Source organism: Spirochaetaceae bacterium, from assembly GCA_009784515.1.
Taxonomy (GTDB): Bacteria; Spirochaetota; Spirochaetia; order WRBN01; family WRBN01; genus WRBN01.
In genome coordinates, this window is record WRBN01000037.1 from 1 (window position 1) to 16,972 (window position 16,972).

17 protein-coding genes are annotated in these 16,972 nt (G+C 40.2%); 10 read left to right on the forward strand and 7 right to left on the reverse strand.

Annotated features, from left to right (window positions below; translation table 11 throughout):
- Positions 1-96 precede the first annotated feature (96 nt).
- Positions 97-264, reverse strand: a complete 168-nt coding sequence (locus tag FWE37_05325; GenBank protein ID MCL2520404.1) for a hypothetical protein — start codon at positions 262-264, stop codon at positions 97-99.
- Positions 265-573: 309 nt separating this feature from the next.
- Here FWE37_05325 and FWE37_05330 point away from each other — a divergent pair, with 309 nt between their 5' ends.
- The 4 genes from FWE37_05330 to FWE37_05345 are packed head-to-tail and all read left to right on the forward strand — an operon-like array spanning position 574 to position 4,061.
- Positions 574-1,719, forward strand: a complete 1,146-nt coding sequence (locus FWE37_05330) for a hypothetical protein (protein MCL2520405.1) — start codon at positions 574-576, stop codon at positions 1,717-1,719.
- 9 nt (positions 1,720-1,728) lie between these two features.
- Complete coding sequence (locus tag FWE37_05335; protein ID MCL2520406.1) at positions 1,729-2,571, forward strand: hypothetical protein; 843 nt, start codon at positions 1,729-1,731, stop codon at positions 2,569-2,571.
- A gap of 44 nt (positions 2,572-2,615) precedes the next feature.
- Positions 2,616-3,308 (forward strand): DUF3298 and DUF4163 domain-containing protein, encoded by a 693-nt coding sequence (locus tag FWE37_05340; GenBank protein MCL2520407.1) that lies wholly within the window; start codon positions 2,616-2,618, stop codon positions 3,306-3,308.
- A 3-nt stretch (positions 3,309-3,311) separates the two neighbouring features.
- Positions 3,312-4,061, forward strand: coding sequence for a hypothetical protein (locus FWE37_05345; protein MCL2520408.1), 750 nt, complete (start codon positions 3,312-3,314; stop codon positions 4,059-4,061).
- 69 nt (positions 4,062-4,130) lie between these two features.
- Here the strand turns inward: FWE37_05345 and FWE37_05350 are convergent, their stop codons facing one another.
- The 6 genes from FWE37_05350 to FWE37_05375 all read right to left on the reverse strand — a co-directional run bounded on the left by FWE37_05350 (position 4,131) and on the right by FWE37_05375 (position 9,239).
- Positions 4,131-4,805: a protein jag gene (locus FWE37_05350; GenBank protein ID MCL2520409.1), complete on the reverse strand. Its 675-nt coding sequence runs from the start codon at positions 4,803-4,805 to the stop codon at positions 4,131-4,133.
- Positions 4,806-6,608, reverse strand: a complete 1,803-nt coding sequence (gene yidC, locus FWE37_05355; protein MCL2520410.1) for a membrane protein insertase YidC — start codon at positions 6,606-6,608, stop codon at positions 4,806-4,808.
- A gap of 107 nt (positions 6,609-6,715) precedes the next feature.
- Entirely contained in the window at positions 6,716-6,931 is a 216-nt protein-coding gene (gene yidD, locus FWE37_05360; GenBank protein ID MCL2520411.1) for a membrane protein insertion efficiency factor YidD, read from the reverse strand.
- Positions 6,928-7,260, reverse strand: a complete 333-nt coding sequence (gene rnpA, locus FWE37_05365) for a ribonuclease P protein component (protein ID MCL2520412.1) — start codon at positions 7,258-7,260, stop codon at positions 6,928-6,930. The genes yidD and rnpA overlap by 4 nt, the downstream gene beginning before the upstream one ends.
- Positions 7,241-7,402 carry a 50S ribosomal protein L34 gene (gene rpmH / locus FWE37_05370; GenBank protein ID MCL2520413.1) on the reverse strand — a complete coding sequence of 54 codons (162 nt, stop codon included), beginning with the start codon at positions 7,400-7,402 and terminating at the stop codon, positions 7,241-7,243. The genes rnpA and rpmH overlap by 20 nt, the downstream gene beginning before the upstream one ends.
- Positions 7,403-7,529: 127 nt before the next feature.
- Positions 7,530-9,239, reverse strand: coding sequence for an HD domain-containing protein (locus tag FWE37_05375; GenBank protein MCL2520414.1), 1,710 nt, complete (start codon positions 9,237-9,239; stop codon positions 7,530-7,532).
- Between the two features lie 362 nt (positions 9,240-9,601).
- On the opposite strand from FWE37_05375, the gene nifJ reads away from it, so the two are divergent.
- The 6 genes from nifJ to rplD form a co-directional block, all read left to right on the forward strand.
- Complete coding sequence (gene nifJ / locus FWE37_05380) at positions 9,602-13,165, forward strand: pyruvate:ferredoxin (flavodoxin) oxidoreductase (GenBank protein ID MCL2520415.1); 3,564 nt, start codon at positions 9,602-9,604, stop codon at positions 13,163-13,165.
- A 193-nt stretch (positions 13,166-13,358) separates the two neighbouring features.
- Positions 13,359-13,937 (forward strand): hypothetical protein, encoded by a 579-nt coding sequence (locus tag FWE37_05385; GenBank protein ID MCL2520416.1) that lies wholly within the window; start codon positions 13,359-13,361, stop codon positions 13,935-13,937.
- Positions 13,938-14,276: 339 nt separating this feature from the next.
- Complete coding sequence (gene tuf, locus FWE37_05390; GenBank protein MCL2520417.1) at positions 14,277-15,467, forward strand: elongation factor Tu; 1,191 nt, start codon at positions 14,277-14,279, stop codon at positions 15,465-15,467.
- 78 nt (positions 15,468-15,545) lie between these two features.
- Positions 15,546-15,863, forward strand: a complete 318-nt coding sequence (gene rpsJ / locus FWE37_05395; protein MCL2520418.1) for a 30S ribosomal protein S10 — start codon at positions 15,546-15,548, stop codon at positions 15,861-15,863.
- 42 nt (positions 15,864-15,905) lie between these two features.
- Positions 15,906-16,526, forward strand: a complete 621-nt coding sequence (gene rplC, locus FWE37_05400) for a 50S ribosomal protein L3 (protein ID MCL2520419.1) — start codon at positions 15,906-15,908, stop codon at positions 16,524-16,526.
- 9 nt (positions 16,527-16,535) lie between these two features.
- The coding region (rplD, locus tag FWE37_05405) for a 50S ribosomal protein L4 (GenBank protein ID MCL2520420.1) at positions 16,536-16,972 on the forward strand (437 nt) is incomplete at its 3' end.

Genomic DNA, 16,972 nt, shown 5'->3' on the forward strand with positions numbered 1-16,972 from the left:
CATTCATCTCCTGCTTGCGGAGCCATATTGATTAAACTGAAAACTGAAAACTGAAAACTGAAAGGTGAAAGTTTTTCAGTTATCAGTTATCAGTTATCAGTTTTCAACTATCACCCCGCTTTTAGCGGGGTTGACGGCGGTGATGATACCGGGCGGCATAACGTTAAGTTCTTTATGAACTTTTTTCTCTACGGTCTGCATTAAGCGGCACAGCTTATGAGCTGCGGATTCTAGGGGGTTAAATAACCCTGTGGTATCTAACATTTTTTACTCCTTAAATGTAAATAACTAATAACTGAAAGGTGAAAACTGAAAGTGGACAGCTTTTTAATTCTTAATTTTTACTTACGGCTTTGCCGTTTTTCACCTTTCAGTTACCACTACTCAATTACGGGTTACCATCTCTTCACTTGAGGAGAAAGTTTAAATTTTTTTTGATATTTTTTAAGGTTGGTTTGGTAGGATAAAATTGCTAGACTAGCTACTCTTAGTAACTATAGACGGGTAGTTGCCGCCTTAAGGTAACCTTGTAAATTACAGCTTAATAGAGTATAATGTAGCCTATAAAAAAATATGCAAAACAAACAAGGCATTGCCGCTTATAAAAAGGCTATGGGGAAAGAAAATAAAGTGTCCCCCAAAGATGAGGCTAAAAATTTAATTAAAAACCCGGCTAAAAGCAAAACTAAACCAAGCCCTAAAGCTATGGTTAGTCCTAATTTGCCTCCAAAGATTCATAGTAAAGGCAAAAGCGGTAAACGCAAATCGGCCGAGCTCTTGCTATTGGTAGGACAAGAAGAAGCTGCCAATATTTTAAAGCATATGAGCCTTGGTGAGGTAGAAGAAGTTGTTAAAGAGCTGGCCGAAATTAAAGAACTAAAAAAGGTCGACATCGACTCTACTTTAAGTTCTTTTATTACCGATACCGAAGAGCAAGGGCTCTTTAAAGGTGGTGTTGATGTGGCACGTGGGTTTTTAAAGGTAGCTTTTGGTGATGAAGAGGGCGAGCGCATTTTACGTAATGCCACCCCCGATGATAAACCGTTTGCCTTTTTAGAAGAGCTAGATAAAGAACAATTAAGCACTTTACTAAAAGATGAAAGTATCGAAACCCTAGCGGTAATTATACCGCGCTTAAAGCCGCAAATAGCTAAAGAGGTGCTGGCTAATGTTTCGGTTATTTATCAGGGCGATTTAATTAAAAGAATAGCGCAAGGCCGCAAAGTTGACGGTAGCATAATTACACGTATAGAAGAAATTTTGCGTGAGCGCCTTAAAAAGCAAGGCGGGCAATGGCAGCAGATAGAAACCGATGGTAAAAAAGCTTTAGCCGATATGATTAGGTATATGGATAACAGCGAAGCTAAACAAATTATGCAAGAGTTACCCGATGAAGTTGCCAAAGAGATAGAAGAATACATCTTTGATGTAGATACTTTACTATTAATCGCTGACCGCGATTTTCAAACATTTTTACATAATATGAATGAGTACGAAATAGCGGTATTGTTAAAGGGCAAAACCAGCGAGATAAGGGCAAAATTTTTACGTAATGTGTCGGCCAGCCGCAAAACTCTGATAGAAAAAGAAGAAAGTCTTTTGCAGCCTATGCGCCGCAGCGAGGTAAACCAGCTTACACGTGAATTTTTAGATAAACTTAAAGAACTAGAACGTAAAGGGAAGCTGGTTTTAATGCGGGATAGCGAAGAATATTTGTAGGAAGTTTTTATGCCAAAAAGCTATAGCAAAGAACAAACTTTGTATTCTTTAGCCAGTGAGCTAAATACTACAACTTTAGACGAAAGCAGCTTAATAAACTTTGCCGAAGATTTAGTTAAGGTGCTTGAAGCCGAAGAAGCCGAGTGCGAACTTATAAGTAAAGAGTTTTTTGGCAAAACACATGGTTTTAAACGCGAATTTGGTTTAGCTTTGGTACCTTTCTCTACTATATTTATCGATGTTACCGAGATATTAGAAGGTAAACTTAGCGTATTGTTTGGTTTTAATAAAAGAAGTTTATTTAAATATTTTAATAGATTTAATAATAAAAAAATTGCTTTACATTTTAATGAATGGGAGCAAAAGCTTACAGAGCAATTTAAAGCCGGGCAAAATAGCAGCAGCGAACGATTTATTTGGCGTTATAGTAACTTTATTAAAGATTTATCGCGCTTACCTTCAGATAAAACTCAACAAGAAGAACGTATTAAATTAATTACTTTACTTAGCGAGGCTGTTAAGCCTTTTTTCAACTACGATAATTCTTCGTGGGAGACAAAAGCTATCGATACTATGGGCCAATACGTAGCAACCAAAGCTGAATTAGTGCTGCCTAAAAAAGAGGCTTTGCTTTATAAAATGCGCCGTATTAAACTAGGCAGTTATCAAAATAAAATAAGTAATTTATTAGATGAAGCGCGGGTTAAATTTCAGAACGATTTAATTAAATCTTTTGAGGGTGATTATTTTACTGTGTGTAATAATATGGAAAAATTGTGGCAAAATTATTTGCTTAAGTTGCGTGAGCGCCGTCATCGTATTATTATTTATTTAAATAATTTGACTTATTAAGCAAGCCGGTTGTTTTTTATTTAAAAAATTGTTACTTTAAAGTTATGAAAAAAATAATTTTTTTATTTTTAGCTATTGCCGGCTATGCTATAAATAACGAGCCTGATGGCTTTAATGTGGGTATATTAACCATTAATGATAATCGGTTGAGCTTTATCAACACTGGGTATAACACTATTAACTCAGATATTAACCTGCCTAATATTAGCGGTTCTGATGATGCAGAAGAGTACAGCGCTCTTTTAGCCAACCGTGTAAATGCTCAAATTCGGGAGGAGCTTGAGGCTTTATGGGCTGCAACTTCGCATGTGGATTTTACAGCTAATTACGATATTTACCAAGCTAGTAATCTGCCCATTGTTAGTCTATTGCTCAATTTTTCCCGTTATACCGGCGGGGCTAATGCTATGATTAACTTAGAAAGTGTTAGCTTTAATTACGATACCGGTGAAAGACTAGAATGGGCTAATATTTTTAGCCCGCAGGCCAAAGATTTTTTTGTAACTGATATTAACCGGCAAATAAGCGAAGCTAACGCTCATAGCAGCGAGCAAAACCCGACCATCTTTTTTGATGGTAGTTTAATAAATTTAGATAAAGCCCACTGGTTTTTTAATCAAAATGAGTTTATACTGATATTTGATTTATACGAGTTAGGGCCGCGTGCAAGCGGGAATATTAGATTTAGCTACAGTATTCAGGCCCTAATTAATAATGACTTATTAACACTGAGGTAACCTATGAGCAAAAAACTTGGAAGCAAAAAATTTTTAGGTATAATAGCTATAGCCGTAATAAGCATAGTAGCTGTTATTGTGGTAATTAATCTTGTATCTTCTTTTGTTGGGAATAATAGAGAAACCGGCCGGCTTGAGGTAAATGAATCTTTCACGCTGGATTTATCTATTTTAGGGCGTATTAATAATATAAGTATGTCGTTTAATTTTAGGGTAAATGCTCCCAATATCAGCGGCAGTGCCGATGCCGAAGCCTTTACCAATAATATTAAAAACCAGCTTAACACCTTAACTAATAATATTTACGATGTAAATAGGCCGGTAGAACAATCTTTTATTAAAGAGATAAATTATTATACGGTACTTAACCCGCAACTAAGGTCTTTAAGCGTAATTATAAATACTTTAACTATTATCGATGGTGTTGAAAGCAGAGAGCTTATCGCCGCCGGCTTTAGAACCAATAACGGCCGCCGATTAAACTTTAACGATGCTTTTAGCCGCAATGCTGTTCCCGCTCTGGTAGCCGAGCTTAATAACCGTTTGCCTACAGCCCTTGCCGGCTTAAATGAGCCGGTATTAAATAATTTAATTATTAATAACGAGCATTTTACCGAAGTTATTAATAATCATAGTTGGTACTTTACCGAAGAAGAGCTGGTGGTTGTCTTTAATAATTTAGCTGCCGGCGGCGCTCCTTTAACATTAACCATTCCTATAAGTTTTTTAAGAAGCAACCGTTTAGTTAGATAATAAAAAAAGCTCCTAATCATTTTTACTGTTAGGAGCTTTTTTATATTGTAGCAAAGTTTGGTTATCCACTTAGCGGCTGCCTTTATAAATAATGCGTACTTGCTTGTAAAGGCCTTCGCCTTCGCTTTGGGTAATAATATCGTTGCGGTTACTTAAAGCTGTATGGACAAGGCGGCGTTCAAAGGGGTTCATAGGCTCTAGCAAACGGCTGCGTTTATTTTTAGCTACCATATCGGCGCTTTTAATAGCTTGTTTTACCAGTAATTCTTCTTGCCTTCGTCGGTAATCTTCAATATCTAAAATAATACGCGGCAGCAGAGCATCTTCATCACGATTATTTTTACTGGTGTACGCATTAATAATTAGCTGTAAAGCATCGAGGTTTTTACCTTTCTTACCAATTAAAATAGAGGCGCTATCGCTTACTATCTCTAGCACTATCTTTTCCCTTTCGCGTCTTTGTACCTTAATTTGGGCGGTATAACCCATTAATGCGATAACTTTTTCTAAAAATGTGATAGCTTCTGTTTCGATGGCCAAAGTTTCACCATTAAATACAACGGGTTTTTTGTCGGCTTTGCTGCCGGCTTCTTGGTAGTGTACTCTAATACGAACATTAGCTTTTTTAAAGAAACCGGCCTTTTCGGTCTCTAGAATTTCTACTTCAAATTCTTCAATTTGCAGCTCAGCAATAGCTTTTTCGATAGCTTCCTGCTCGCTTCTTCCTTCAAATTCTTTTATCATTTATCTTTTCTTCCTTGTTGGAGCAATTTTATTCTGAGCTTTGGCGTTGGCATTAGCTTGTTCCATAAGCCGCGCCATAAAACCTTTTTTAGGCTTAGGAGGTTTAATGCGCCCCGATTTTTTTAGCCAATTAATAATTAGCTGCTGCACTAAAGCTAAAATGTTAGAGAATGTCCAGTATAGTAGCAGACCGCTAGGCATATCGTACAGTACAAAGAAAAAGATAATAGGCATAAGGTTCATCATCATCTTCATACTAGGGTTTTGCATAGGCTGGCTGGCCTGCATTATCTTGTTCATTAAGAGCTGTGTTAGTACATAAAATACCGGTAATAACCTAATGGCACTGCCAATAAAAATAGGTATAGTAAAAGGTAAAGTGGCTATTTGGTCGGGGGCCGAAAGGTCGGTTATCCAGCCCAGAAAAGGAGCGTGCCTAAAATCGAAGTAACGGTTAAAAATACCAAACATGGCAAACAAAATGGGCATTTGCAGTAACAGCGGAAAGCAGCCGGCCATAGGGTTTACGCCTTCTTTTTGGTAAAGTTGCATAGTGGCCTTTTGCAGCTCTTGTGGTTGGCCCTTAAAACGTTCTTGTATTTCTTTTAGTTTTGGCTGTAATTCGCTCATACGGGCGGCACTTAGCATACCTTTTAACGACAGCGGGAATAAGGCAATACGAATAAGTAAAGTTACCAGTAAAATACTAAAGCCCCAGTTACCAACCAAACCGTAGAAAAGCCTTAATAACCAAGTTAAAAAACGCTCGAGCGGCCATAAAAATGCCGATTGGTCCATTACCCGCCCTAAATCGAAGCCCGATACACCAAAGGCGTTGTTATTAGCATTATTGTACCTATTTAAATATTGCTCTAGGCGCGGCCCCACATAAAAATAAAAAGTATCGGCTTGGGCACTGCTGCGGATAGTGCTGCGTACAAAAGAAAACTGGTTACCTTGCTCTAAGCCGCTAACCGGTATATCGGTCCAAATTTGGCGGTAAGAAGAATGATCGGGTACCCCGATAAAGGCAAAATATTTTTCGTTAATACCAGCCCAACCCACGCGTTCGTCAACACTGGCAAAGCCATTGCGCAAATTAATTTGTCTACGCCTGCCATCATTTAGGTAAACGTTATGCCTAAAAACATTACGGTTATCAATTTGGGTAAAAGTGGGGCCAATCTGCGGTACAGCCTGAAGGGTATAAGAGGCCCCATTAAAATTAAGCGGTAAAAACTGGCCGTCGGGCTGGGTAAAAGCTACTTCAAGCCTAAATAGGTATTCACCGGGTTTAAACTCGTAGGTTTTGGTAAGGATAAAAGGTACATCGTCGTTATTTTGCCTAACATAACCGTGCGAGCTAAATTCGTAAATGCCGTTGCCTCTATCGGTAAAAACAAAATTACCATAAAAAGGTACACCTAAATTATCGGGCCTAAAAAAAATTAAAAATGCGCCGTCATTTTCTTGGTGGCCACGCAGCACCATTTCTAGTGGTTGGCCGTTATCCAGATAATTTTTTAAACGCAGCGAGTTAATGGTTGCCCCGAGTGTCGAAAACTCTATCTCGAATAAATCGGTTTCGGCACGGATAATTTGATGAGGTATATTCTCGTTAAGTGCAGCTACCGGTGCGGTAGGGCTTAAAGGGCTGGCCTCTTCGGGTAAAGGGGTAGCAGTATCGTTAGCAATGGGCGGAGGTGCCGGTGGGTTGTTAAGGCCGGCAGGGTTGCTAAAATACATAAAGCCAAAGCCAAATAATGCTATTAATATAAAGCCAATTATGGTTTTTTTATCCACGAATACACTCCCTACAAAATACGCTAAAAATTTTAACTAATAACTTATTTAAAAGCCATAAATGGCTGTGCAAAACTTATTTAATAAATGAGAAAAGGCAATTACTCTTAAGGAACATAATCTATGCCGCCTTTAAATAACGGGTTGCAGCGTACCAATCGTTTTAAAGCCAGCCAGCTGCCTTTAACTGAGCCATATTTTTTAATGGCCTCGTAAGCATAACTGGAGCAAGTAGGATAAAAACGGCAAGAGGCTGGTAATAAAGGAGAGACAAATTTTTTGTAAAGCCTTATTAAAAATAATAAAATGTTAAAGTTCTTCATTTTAAAGACATCTTATTTAACAGCTTTAGCAGCTCTTCATCAAAATTTAAAGGTAACGGGCTGGGATAAAGTACCCATACTAAATCCAGCCCCTGCTTTATATAATACTTGTGTTGCCTCAAACTTTCACGTGCTTTACGTTTAAGGGTGTTACGCATTACAGCATTACCATTTTTTTTGCCCACACTTACGGCAAAACGGCAAAAAGGTAAGTTATTTTCGTTATAAACCAGCTTAGAAAAAGCTCCTTTTACCTTCTTTTGCCCTTTAAAAACTAACTTTATTTGCTTTACAGTTAGCCTTTGCTTTTTAGTAAGGCTTTTTTTCATCCGATACAGTTAAGCTGTGTCTGCCTTTAGCTCGCCTTCTGGCTAATACATTACGGCCGCCTACGGTAGCCATACGGGCCCTAAAGCCAAAGGTGCGTGTACGTTTGGTTTTTGACGGCTGGTAGGTTCGTTTTTCTTTCACTATATAATCCTCTCAGTTAATTATCAAGCAATACTATATTTTTTTAAAGGGGTTTTGTCAAGGCAGCTTATCGTTTTTTTATTTAAAAATGATTAAAAAGAAAGCTGCCTTTGGTAACACCTGTTCATTATTCGCTCTTACTTAACTGTTTGGCCACCTTAAGGAAGATGTCGACTAAAGTCGGGTCAAAATCGGTGCCGCTGCCTTCGCTTATTATTTTAATAGCCTCTTCATGGGGAAAGGCTTTTTTGTAAGGCCGCTCGCTGGTAAGGGCATCGTAAACATCGGCAATGGCCATAATGCGTCCGAGTAAGGGAATATCTTCCCCTTTAAGGCCTTTTGGGTAACCTGTTCCATTCCAGCGTTCGTGGTGGGTGCCGGCAAAAATTTTGGCATAATGCAAAAACTCGCTCTTTTTGGTTAGGCTCTCTACCTGTTCAATTATTTCTTGCCCAACTAAGGCGTGCTCTTTCATAGCGGCAAACTCTTCGGCAGTAAGTTTACCGGGCTTCTTCAGTACATTATCACTAATCGATATTTTCCCCACATCGTGCAGCTGGCACGATTGTAAAAGCAGCTTAGCGTCCCAAATACCCCTTTCTTCACGGTAAACATCACTGCGCTCAATCTCTTCCAGTAAAAGTTTTACGCCACGCTCTGTGCGTGTTATATGGCCGCCGGTAATATCATCGCGGCGATGAAGTAGTTCGGCCATAGTTTTGAGCATAGCATCTTGCATATCCAAAGTATTTTGCACGTGCTTTTCTTCGGCCTCGCGCTTTTTAGCAACAGCGGCATGAATGGGGCGTAAGTCGTGGCAATAGCCTACAATTATTGGCTTGCCATCACGTTCGCCGCGTGTCCAAAAAACCTCTAAGGGGAGTGGTTCGCCATTGGGTAGCCGGTGAAGCCACTCAAAGCGGCAGCTGCCCTCTCTAAAGGTAGTGGTGGCGTGCTTGCGGATAATTTCGCCGCTGCGTTCGCCATTGGGTTGATATTCTAACCTAAATTCGTGGTTGCGCCGTATCATTTCTTCTTTAGTAGAAATACCAAAGAGCTCGAGGTTACGTTGATTAAAATCGATTAAGTTTAAATTTTCATCGTACATCTCTATCAGTAAGGGTGAGGTATCAAAAAGTATATGTAACATTTTGGCGGTTTCACGCTCACGGGCCATAGCAGCGGCTAATTCTCGGCCTTCACGTAAGTTTTTATTTTGCTTTTGAATGAGGCGGTCTTTTATCGTACGTGTAAACTCTATTACAATCATAATAGCCAGTACCATAAAGTAGGTGGCCCATATGCGCATAATATAACCAAAGGAATAATTTGGGTTAACTTGCAGAAAGGGCGCCGTGCCTATATTGTAAGCAAAAAAAGAGGCTCCTAAAATGAATACCCCTAAAATTACCGAAAGAGTTACGCCCGAACGCATACCTAACAGCATAATGGCTGTTGATGGGAGCAAAAAGATAAAGAGAAAACCTCCGTGCTGTGAGGTTTCGGCAAACCAAATAAGGGAAAAACAAAAAATAGCAAAAGAAACCATTAATACCAAAGATAAAGCGTACTGCGGTAACTTTGTTCGTGCTAAAATAAAGATGATGGTGGTAATTATAATCATAAGGCCGTAAATACCCACTGCATCGTAAAAATGGTTTTGAAGGCTTATGTTACCAAAAGCAACAAGAACAATGTTGCCAACTACAATAAGAAAGTTCATGAGCACGTAACGGATAAGGTAGTCGGAGGCAAAAAAACTGCCTCTGCTTTTATATTTGCCCGATGTGGCCAGATTTAACAAAAACAGCTTAAGTTGGTTATTTTTATTTTTCAAGATTATCCTTAACTCTTTTACAAGATTTACCCGAAGCACTATATCCTTTAGCCACAAAAATGTCAATAGATGTTATAATACTAAACTGTAACAAAAATAGATGTGGTAAGGAGGGTTTGCTTTCTATCACATTTTTTGTAGCACAAATAAAGATTGAATACTACTTCTTAAATAAGGTTAAGAATAGGATTAGAGTTTTTATAATATGTACAAGAGTATAAATTGTTTTATTTTACAAATAAAAAAAGTTTCGCAGATAAAAGCCGATAGTCGCTTGCTTTTACAATTACTTCGTGTTACAATATAAAAATTATAAATTGCCTACCAATAATTTTCTAAAAACTTAACAAGGAGAATGTAAAATGGCAGAAAAAAAGATGGTTACCGTTGATGGTAACTCGGCAGTTGCCTATGTAGCACACGCAGTAAGCGAAATTATTGCTATATATCCAATTACCCCGTCAAGCCCTATGGCCGAGCTTAGTGATGAGTGGAGCGCCCAGGGCCGTGCTAACGTATGGGGTTTTGTCCCTACTGTGGTAGAAATGCAAAGCGAAGCCGGAGCTGCCGCTTCGGTACATGGTGCGGCTACCAGCGGGGCCTTAACCACGACCTTTACCGCTAGCCAAGGCTTATTATTAATGATACCAACTATGTATCGTTTAGCCGGCGAGCTTACCCCAAGTGTTTTTCACATTTCGGCTCGTGCGCTTGCTACTAATGGTCTTTCTATTTTTGGTGACCACAGCGATGTTATGGCTGCCCGCGCTACCGGTTTTGCTATGCTTTTTGGTAATAGTGTACAAGAAAGCGCCGATATGGCCGCCGTAGCCCATGCCGCTACCTTAAAAAGCCGTGTGCCTTTTATGAACATTTTTGATGGCTTTAGAACCAGCCACGAAGTGCAAAAAATTGAAGAAATCCCTTATGATAGCCTGCGTAAAATTATGGACCGCGAAGCTATTAGCCTTTTAAGAGCTAAAGGGTTAGACCCAGAACACCCAAGTATTAAAGGTACAGCGCAAAACCCCGATGTGTACTTTGCTCACCGCGAGTCTATTAATAACGAATATGCCGCTATCCCCGCTATTGTGCAAGAGGCTATGGATAAGCTAGCTGCCGAAACCGGTCGCCAATATAAGCTCTTTGATTATTGCGGAGCCGCCGATGCCGAACAAGTAATTATTGTGATGGGTAGCGGTGCCGAACCTATTGAAGAAGCTATCGATATTTTAAACAAACAAGGCAACAAATATGGCGTGCTTAAAGTGCGTTTGTTCCGTCCTTTTAGTGCCGAGCATTTTATTAAAGCTTTGCCAACTACCGTTAAAAGTATTGCCGTGCTAGACCGTACCAAAGAACCCGGCAGCATTGGTGAGCCTCTGCTTGAAGATGTACGCACCGCCGTAAGTTTTATGGCCGAGATGGATACTTTGCCTTTTGCTGTGCCGCGTATTGTGGGCGGCCGTTACGGACTTGGCAGCTGCGAGTTTACCCCTGCTATGGCCAAAGCTATTTACGAAGAACTTAAAAAACCTAGCCCCAAACACGGTTTTACCATTGGTATTACTGATGATAAAAGCCATACCAGCTTAACTTACGATACCGGCTTTAAAGCCGAAACTGCCGGTGTGCACCGCGCTATGTTTTATGGTTTAGGTAGCGATGGTACCGTTGGCGCTAACAAAAACAGTATTAAAATTATTGGCGAACGCTATAAGTACGCACAAGGCTATTTTGTTTACGATAGTAAAAAAGCCGGTACCGTAACCGTAAGCCACGTGCGTTTTAGCGATAACCTTATTAAAAGCCCTTACTTAATTGATAATGCCGGCTTTATTGCTTGCCATAAGTTTAGCTTTTTAGAAAAAGTTGATATGCTTAAAAACCTTGACAAAGGGGGTACTTTCTTACTTACCAGCCACTATGGGGCCGATGAAGTATGGCAGCACATTCCTGTAGAGGTACAACAGCAAATTATCGATAAAGAGGCTAAGTTTTATGTTATTGATGCCGGTAAGATAGCCGAAGAAGCCGGTATGGGCAGCCGCATTAACGTTGTTATGCAAACTGCCTTCTTTAAAATATCGGGTATCCTTCCTGAGGCCGAAGCCGTTGAATTAATTAAAAAAACCATTGTAGATACCTACAGCCGTAAAGGTGAAGAGGTGGTTAAAAAGAATATTAGTACCATCGATAAAGCCCTTGCTGGCGTGCACCAAGTAAATTATCCTAAACAAACACAAGGTAATTTGCACATGGTTAAGCTTATTCCTGATAGCGCACCTGCCTTTATTAAAGAGGTTACCGGCGAAATTATGCTTGGTCGCGGCGATAAAATTCCTGTAAGCAAAGTACCGGTCGATGGTATTTATCCGGTAGAAACCACTAAGTACGATAAACGTAACATTGCCGATAAAATTCCTGTTTGGCACGAAGATTTATGTATTGCCTGTGGCCAGTGTAGCTTGGTTTGTCCGCATGCCGTTATCCGTATGAAGGCTTACGATAAAGACCAGTTAGCTAAAGCTCCTAAAACCTTTAAACACAAAGATATGACCGTTGGTCCGCTTAAAGGCCATACCTTTACTGTGCAGGTAGCTCCCGAAGATTGTACCGCTTGTGGCGCTTGTTTATTTACTTGTTTACCAACTAAAGCCGCTAAGGGTGAACCGGTAGCTTTAACTTGGGGCGACCAAGTAGCTTTACGTGAAGATGAAAAGGAAAATTTTGAGTTCTTTTTAACTATCCCTGAAACCGACCGTAGCTTAGTACCCGATACTACTCCGCTTGGTGTATCGATTAGGCAACCATTATTTGAGTTTGCCGGCGCTTGTGAAGGCTGTGGTGAAACACCTTACATTAAGGCACTATCTCAACTTTTTGGCGACCGCATGTTAATTGGTAACGCCACTGGTTGTAGCAGCATTTATGGCGGTAATTTACCAACTCATCCTTATTGCACACGCGAAGGAGGGCAAGGTCCGGCTTGGGGTAACAGTCTTTTTGAGGATACCGCCGAGTATGCTATGGGTATGCGCCTAACGGCCGATGGTATGATGACTCATGCTAAGGGGTTATTAACTAAGGTTAAACTAGATGCCGCTTTAGTAAGCGAGCTTACTAACAATCCACAAAGCAACGAAGCCGAAATTGAAAAGCAACGTGCTAATGTGGCTAAGTTAAAGGCCGCTTTAAAGAGTGATAGCAGCGATGATGCTAAAAACTTAGTAAGTGTGGCCGATTACTTAATTGTTAAAAGCGTATGGGCCTTTGGTGGCGACGGCTGGGCTTACGATATTGGTTACGGTGGCCTAGACCATGTATTAGCTAGCGGTAAAAACATTAACATGTTGGTTATGGATACCGAAGTTTACAGTAACACCGGCGGTCAAAGTAGTAAAGCTACTCCTAAGGGAGCTATTGCTAAGTTTGCTGCCAGCGGTAAAGGCATTGTTAAAAAGCCATTAGGTTTAATGCAAGCTATGTATGGTTATGTTTACGTAGCCCACATTAGCTTAGGTGCCAGCTATACACAAGCAATTAAAGCTATTAAAGAAGCCGAAGCTTACAACGGCCCAAGCTTAATTATTGCTTATAGCCACTGTGTTGCCCACGGTATTAATATGATGCGTGGTATGGAGCAAGGTAAAAACATTGTAACCAGTGGTATTTGGCCGCTTTATCGTTACAACCCTACCTTAAAAGAGCAAGGTAAAAATCCTTTTGTGCTTGATGCCCCTTATGCTCCTAAAGAAGACGGCAAATTTGCTACCAAAGTTGAAGACTTTATGTACAAAGAAACTCGCTTTAAGAGTTTACAGGCCCAAGATCCTGAACGCGCTAAGCTATTACTAGCCCAGTTCGAGCAAGACGTTGTGCGCCAGTACAAAGAGCTTAAATACTTAGCCGATAGGCCTTTTTAAGCCGTTCGTGGCATTTTAAGGAGGTGTTGCCAACTTGGTAATGCCTCTGGTTATCGCTATGCCAGCTAATGCCGGCATAGCAATATAATAGTAAAAACCCTTTTTACGAAGGGTTTTTATTTATAACTATCGCTTATATTTGCAGTTGACAACTCGTTAAAAGTAATATAAATTGTACTAGGTGAGGAAGTAAATGAAACGCTTAATTTTAATAGCTTTATTGGCCGTAACCAGCTGTGCTACTACCAGTCTTAATCCTTATATAGGCACTTTAAGTTATGATATAATTGAAACCGAAGCCGGCGTAATGATAGACAGCGATTTACTCATATTCGCTAATAACAACCATACCATTCTCTTTAGTCGCCGGGTAGCAGCCGCTAACCCTAATCAAGTGTTGTTTTACTTTTTTTACCTTTGGAGTAATGTCGATTTTGTGCCGCACACACTTAATCTTCATTTTGACGATGAAATTGTAATTATTCAGCTAGACGAAGTTCACCTGCGTAATACGCGCGGTGTGGCAGCTTATTCCATACCTATTAACCTTAGCCAACTGCAAAGACTAACCAGCCTTTTTAATGACCCTATTAGTACCTTAACTTTAGCGATGGAAGGCCGCGAATTTAACCGCCGTACCCATGCTTATACTAACCGCATTTATAGCGAACGTATTGTTATTACTAATGCCGATACTATCGAGCTTATTAGATTAAACTTTTTTAATAATATAAGTTTAGGTGTGCCTAGCGGCGGAATGTCTGGCCTTTAAAAGGCATTTTTTTTCAAATTAATTTACTGTAAAAATAATTTATAGCAAACTACATGAAAAAAACGAAAAAAAGTTAAAAAAAATGCTAAAAGCACTTGTCAAGATAAAAAAAATTTTGTAGACTAGCTAAAGTTTAAATGGAATGCTTGCTTAAAGCCAGAGTTTAGGTAAGCCGCTGCCAAAACATTAATATTAAAATAACCAAAGTAACGAACCGCCTTTATTAAGTAAAGCGTAGGCGTGGGTTTTTAACGTTAAAAGCACAAGGCTACTTTTTAAGTATACTATCCATTTAATAATTTTTTAATAATAAAACGCATTGAGAAGGAGAAAACTCAAATGGCCAAGGAAAAGTTTGAGCGCACCAAGCCTCACGTAAACGTTGGTACTATCGGGCACGTTGACCATGGTAAAACCACTTTAACTGCCGCTATATCGGCTCGTGCCGCTACTGTAAATGGTGGTGGTAAAGTTATGAAGTATGACGATATTGACAACGCTCCAGAAGAGAAGGCTCGTGGTATTACTATTAATACCCGCCACGTAGAGTACGAAACTGCCAATAGGCACTATGCTCACGTAGACTGTCCGGGTCACGCCGACTATATTAAAAATATGATTACCGGTGCTGCACAAATGGATGGTGCTATTTTGCTTGTTGCTGGCGATAGCGGTGCTGAGCCGCAAACTCGTGAACACATTTTGCTTGCTCGCCAAGTTGGTGTGCCTAAAATGGTTGTCTTTTTAAATAAAATGGACATTGCCGATGCCGAGCTGGTAGAAATGGTTGAAGAAGAAGTGCGCGATCTTTTGGATGCGTATGGTTTTCCCGGCCGTGATACTCCGATTATTCGTGGTTCGGCTTTTGGTGCTTTAAGTAATCCTAGTGACGCTGAGGCGAATAAATGCATTGATGAGCTTTTGAGTACTATGGATACTTATTTTCCGTTGCCGGAGCGCGATTTGGATAAGCCTTTCCTTATGCCAATTGAGGATGTTTTCTCGATTTCGGGTCGTGGTACTGTGGTTACCGGCCGTATTGAGCAAGGCAGAATTAAAGTAGGTGAAGAAGTTGAAATTGTTGGTGTGCGCGATACTCAAAAAACTACTGTAACCGGTGTTGAAATGTTTCAGAAGGTTTTAGATGAAGGCCAAGCCGGTGATAACGTTGGATTGCTCCTTCGTGGTATTGATAAAGATGCCGTTGAGCGTGGACAAGTTTTGGCTAAAACCGGCTCGATTAAGCCGCATAAAAAGTTTAAGGCCACGATTTATGCTTTGTCTAAAGAGGAAGGCGGTAGGCAAAACCCATTCTTTAGTGGTTACCGCCCGCAATTTTACTTTAGGACCACCGACATCACCGGTACTCTAACTTTACCTGAAGGTAAAGAGATGGTAATGCCCGGCGATAATACCGAAATTACGGTGGAGTTAATTCACCCTATCGCTATGACTAAAGGGCTGCGTTTGTCTATTCGTGAAGGCGGTCGCACGGTAGCTTCTGGTCAGGTTATCGAAATTATCGAATAAATGTAAATTTACTAAAATCCTTTCTTGGCTTTTTACAAGCTAAGAGGGGGTGGTTTGTAAATTTAAAATGAGGAAATAATGGCAAAATCGATGATAAGGGTAAAGCTTAGGGGCTTTGATGCAACTTTGGTTGATAAAAGTGCGCGGTCTATTGTAAGTGCCGTGCAAAAACTTGGTACTAAAGTTGCCGGTCCTGTGGCGTTACCTACTCGTATAAATAAGTTTACGGTGCTTCGTTCGCCGTTTGTTAATAAAAAATCGCGTGAGCAATTTGAAATGCGTACGCATAAAAGATTGATTGATATTATTGAGCCTACATCAGATGTGATGGATGCCCTAATGAAGCAAGAGCTTCCTGCCGGCGTAGATGTGGTGATTGAGCAACGAAAGGCTTAAGTTTGATAATTTAAATAATCGAAGTCCGGGGTGAATAATAAAATGGTTGGACTGATCGGAAGAAAGATTGGAATGACGCAAGTCTTTGATGATAGCGGTATTCTGGTGCCTGTAACAGTAATTAGCATTGCTAAAAATATAGCTATTGCATGCAAAACTGAAGAGAAAGATGGATATAAGGCGGTAGTGCTTGGTAGCGTTGATATGAAAGCTAAGCAAGTTAGTAAGCCTTATTTGGGGCAGTTTAAAGATGTTGCTCCTAAAAAGGCGTTAGTTGAGTTTCGTGATTTTGACAAAGAGTACAAAGTGGGCGACGAATTTGGGGTCGAACTTTTTGAAAGTGTGCGCTTTGTGGATATAATTGGCACGAGCAAAGGTAAGGGTTTTGCTGGGGTTATGAAGCGGCATAACTTCCACGGCGGCCGCAAGACGCATGGCTCTGATTTTCATCGTGAGCCGGGCTCTACAGGTCAAAACACTATGCCGGGTAATACTAAAAAGGGTAGAAAAATGCCGGGCCGTATGGGTAACGAAAGAGTAACCGTACAAAGTTTGCGTGTGGTAAAGGTTGATGCCGAAAATGGTGTAGTATTAGTAAAGGGGGCTATTCCCGGTGCTAACAACAACTTCGTACTAGTGCGTAAGGCCAAAAAGAAGGGATAGAGTAAAACTATGCAAAAGAAAATCTATGGAATAGACGGTAAAGAAAAAGGCACTATCGATTTAAGTGATAATGTTTTTGCCCGTGAAGTTAGTACCGGCTCTATCTATCATGCTATTCGTAACGAATTGGCAAATAGGCGTGTAGGCACGGCTAAGACAAAAACTCGCAGCGAAGTTAATACCAACAAGCAAAAACCTTACAGGCAAAAAGGTACGGGGCGAGCTCGTGCCGGTAGGCGAAACAGCCCAGTTTGGGTAGGTGGCGGTACCGCATTTGGGCCACAGCCACGTAGTTATGCTTATAGCTTGCCGCGTAAAATTAAAAGACTGGCTATTAAAAGTATTTTAGCTTTAAAGGCTAGTAATAAAGATGAGACCGCTTTAAGGGTTGTTGAAGATTTTACTATAGAAAGTGGCAAAACTAAAGATTTAGTAGCTATTTTAAA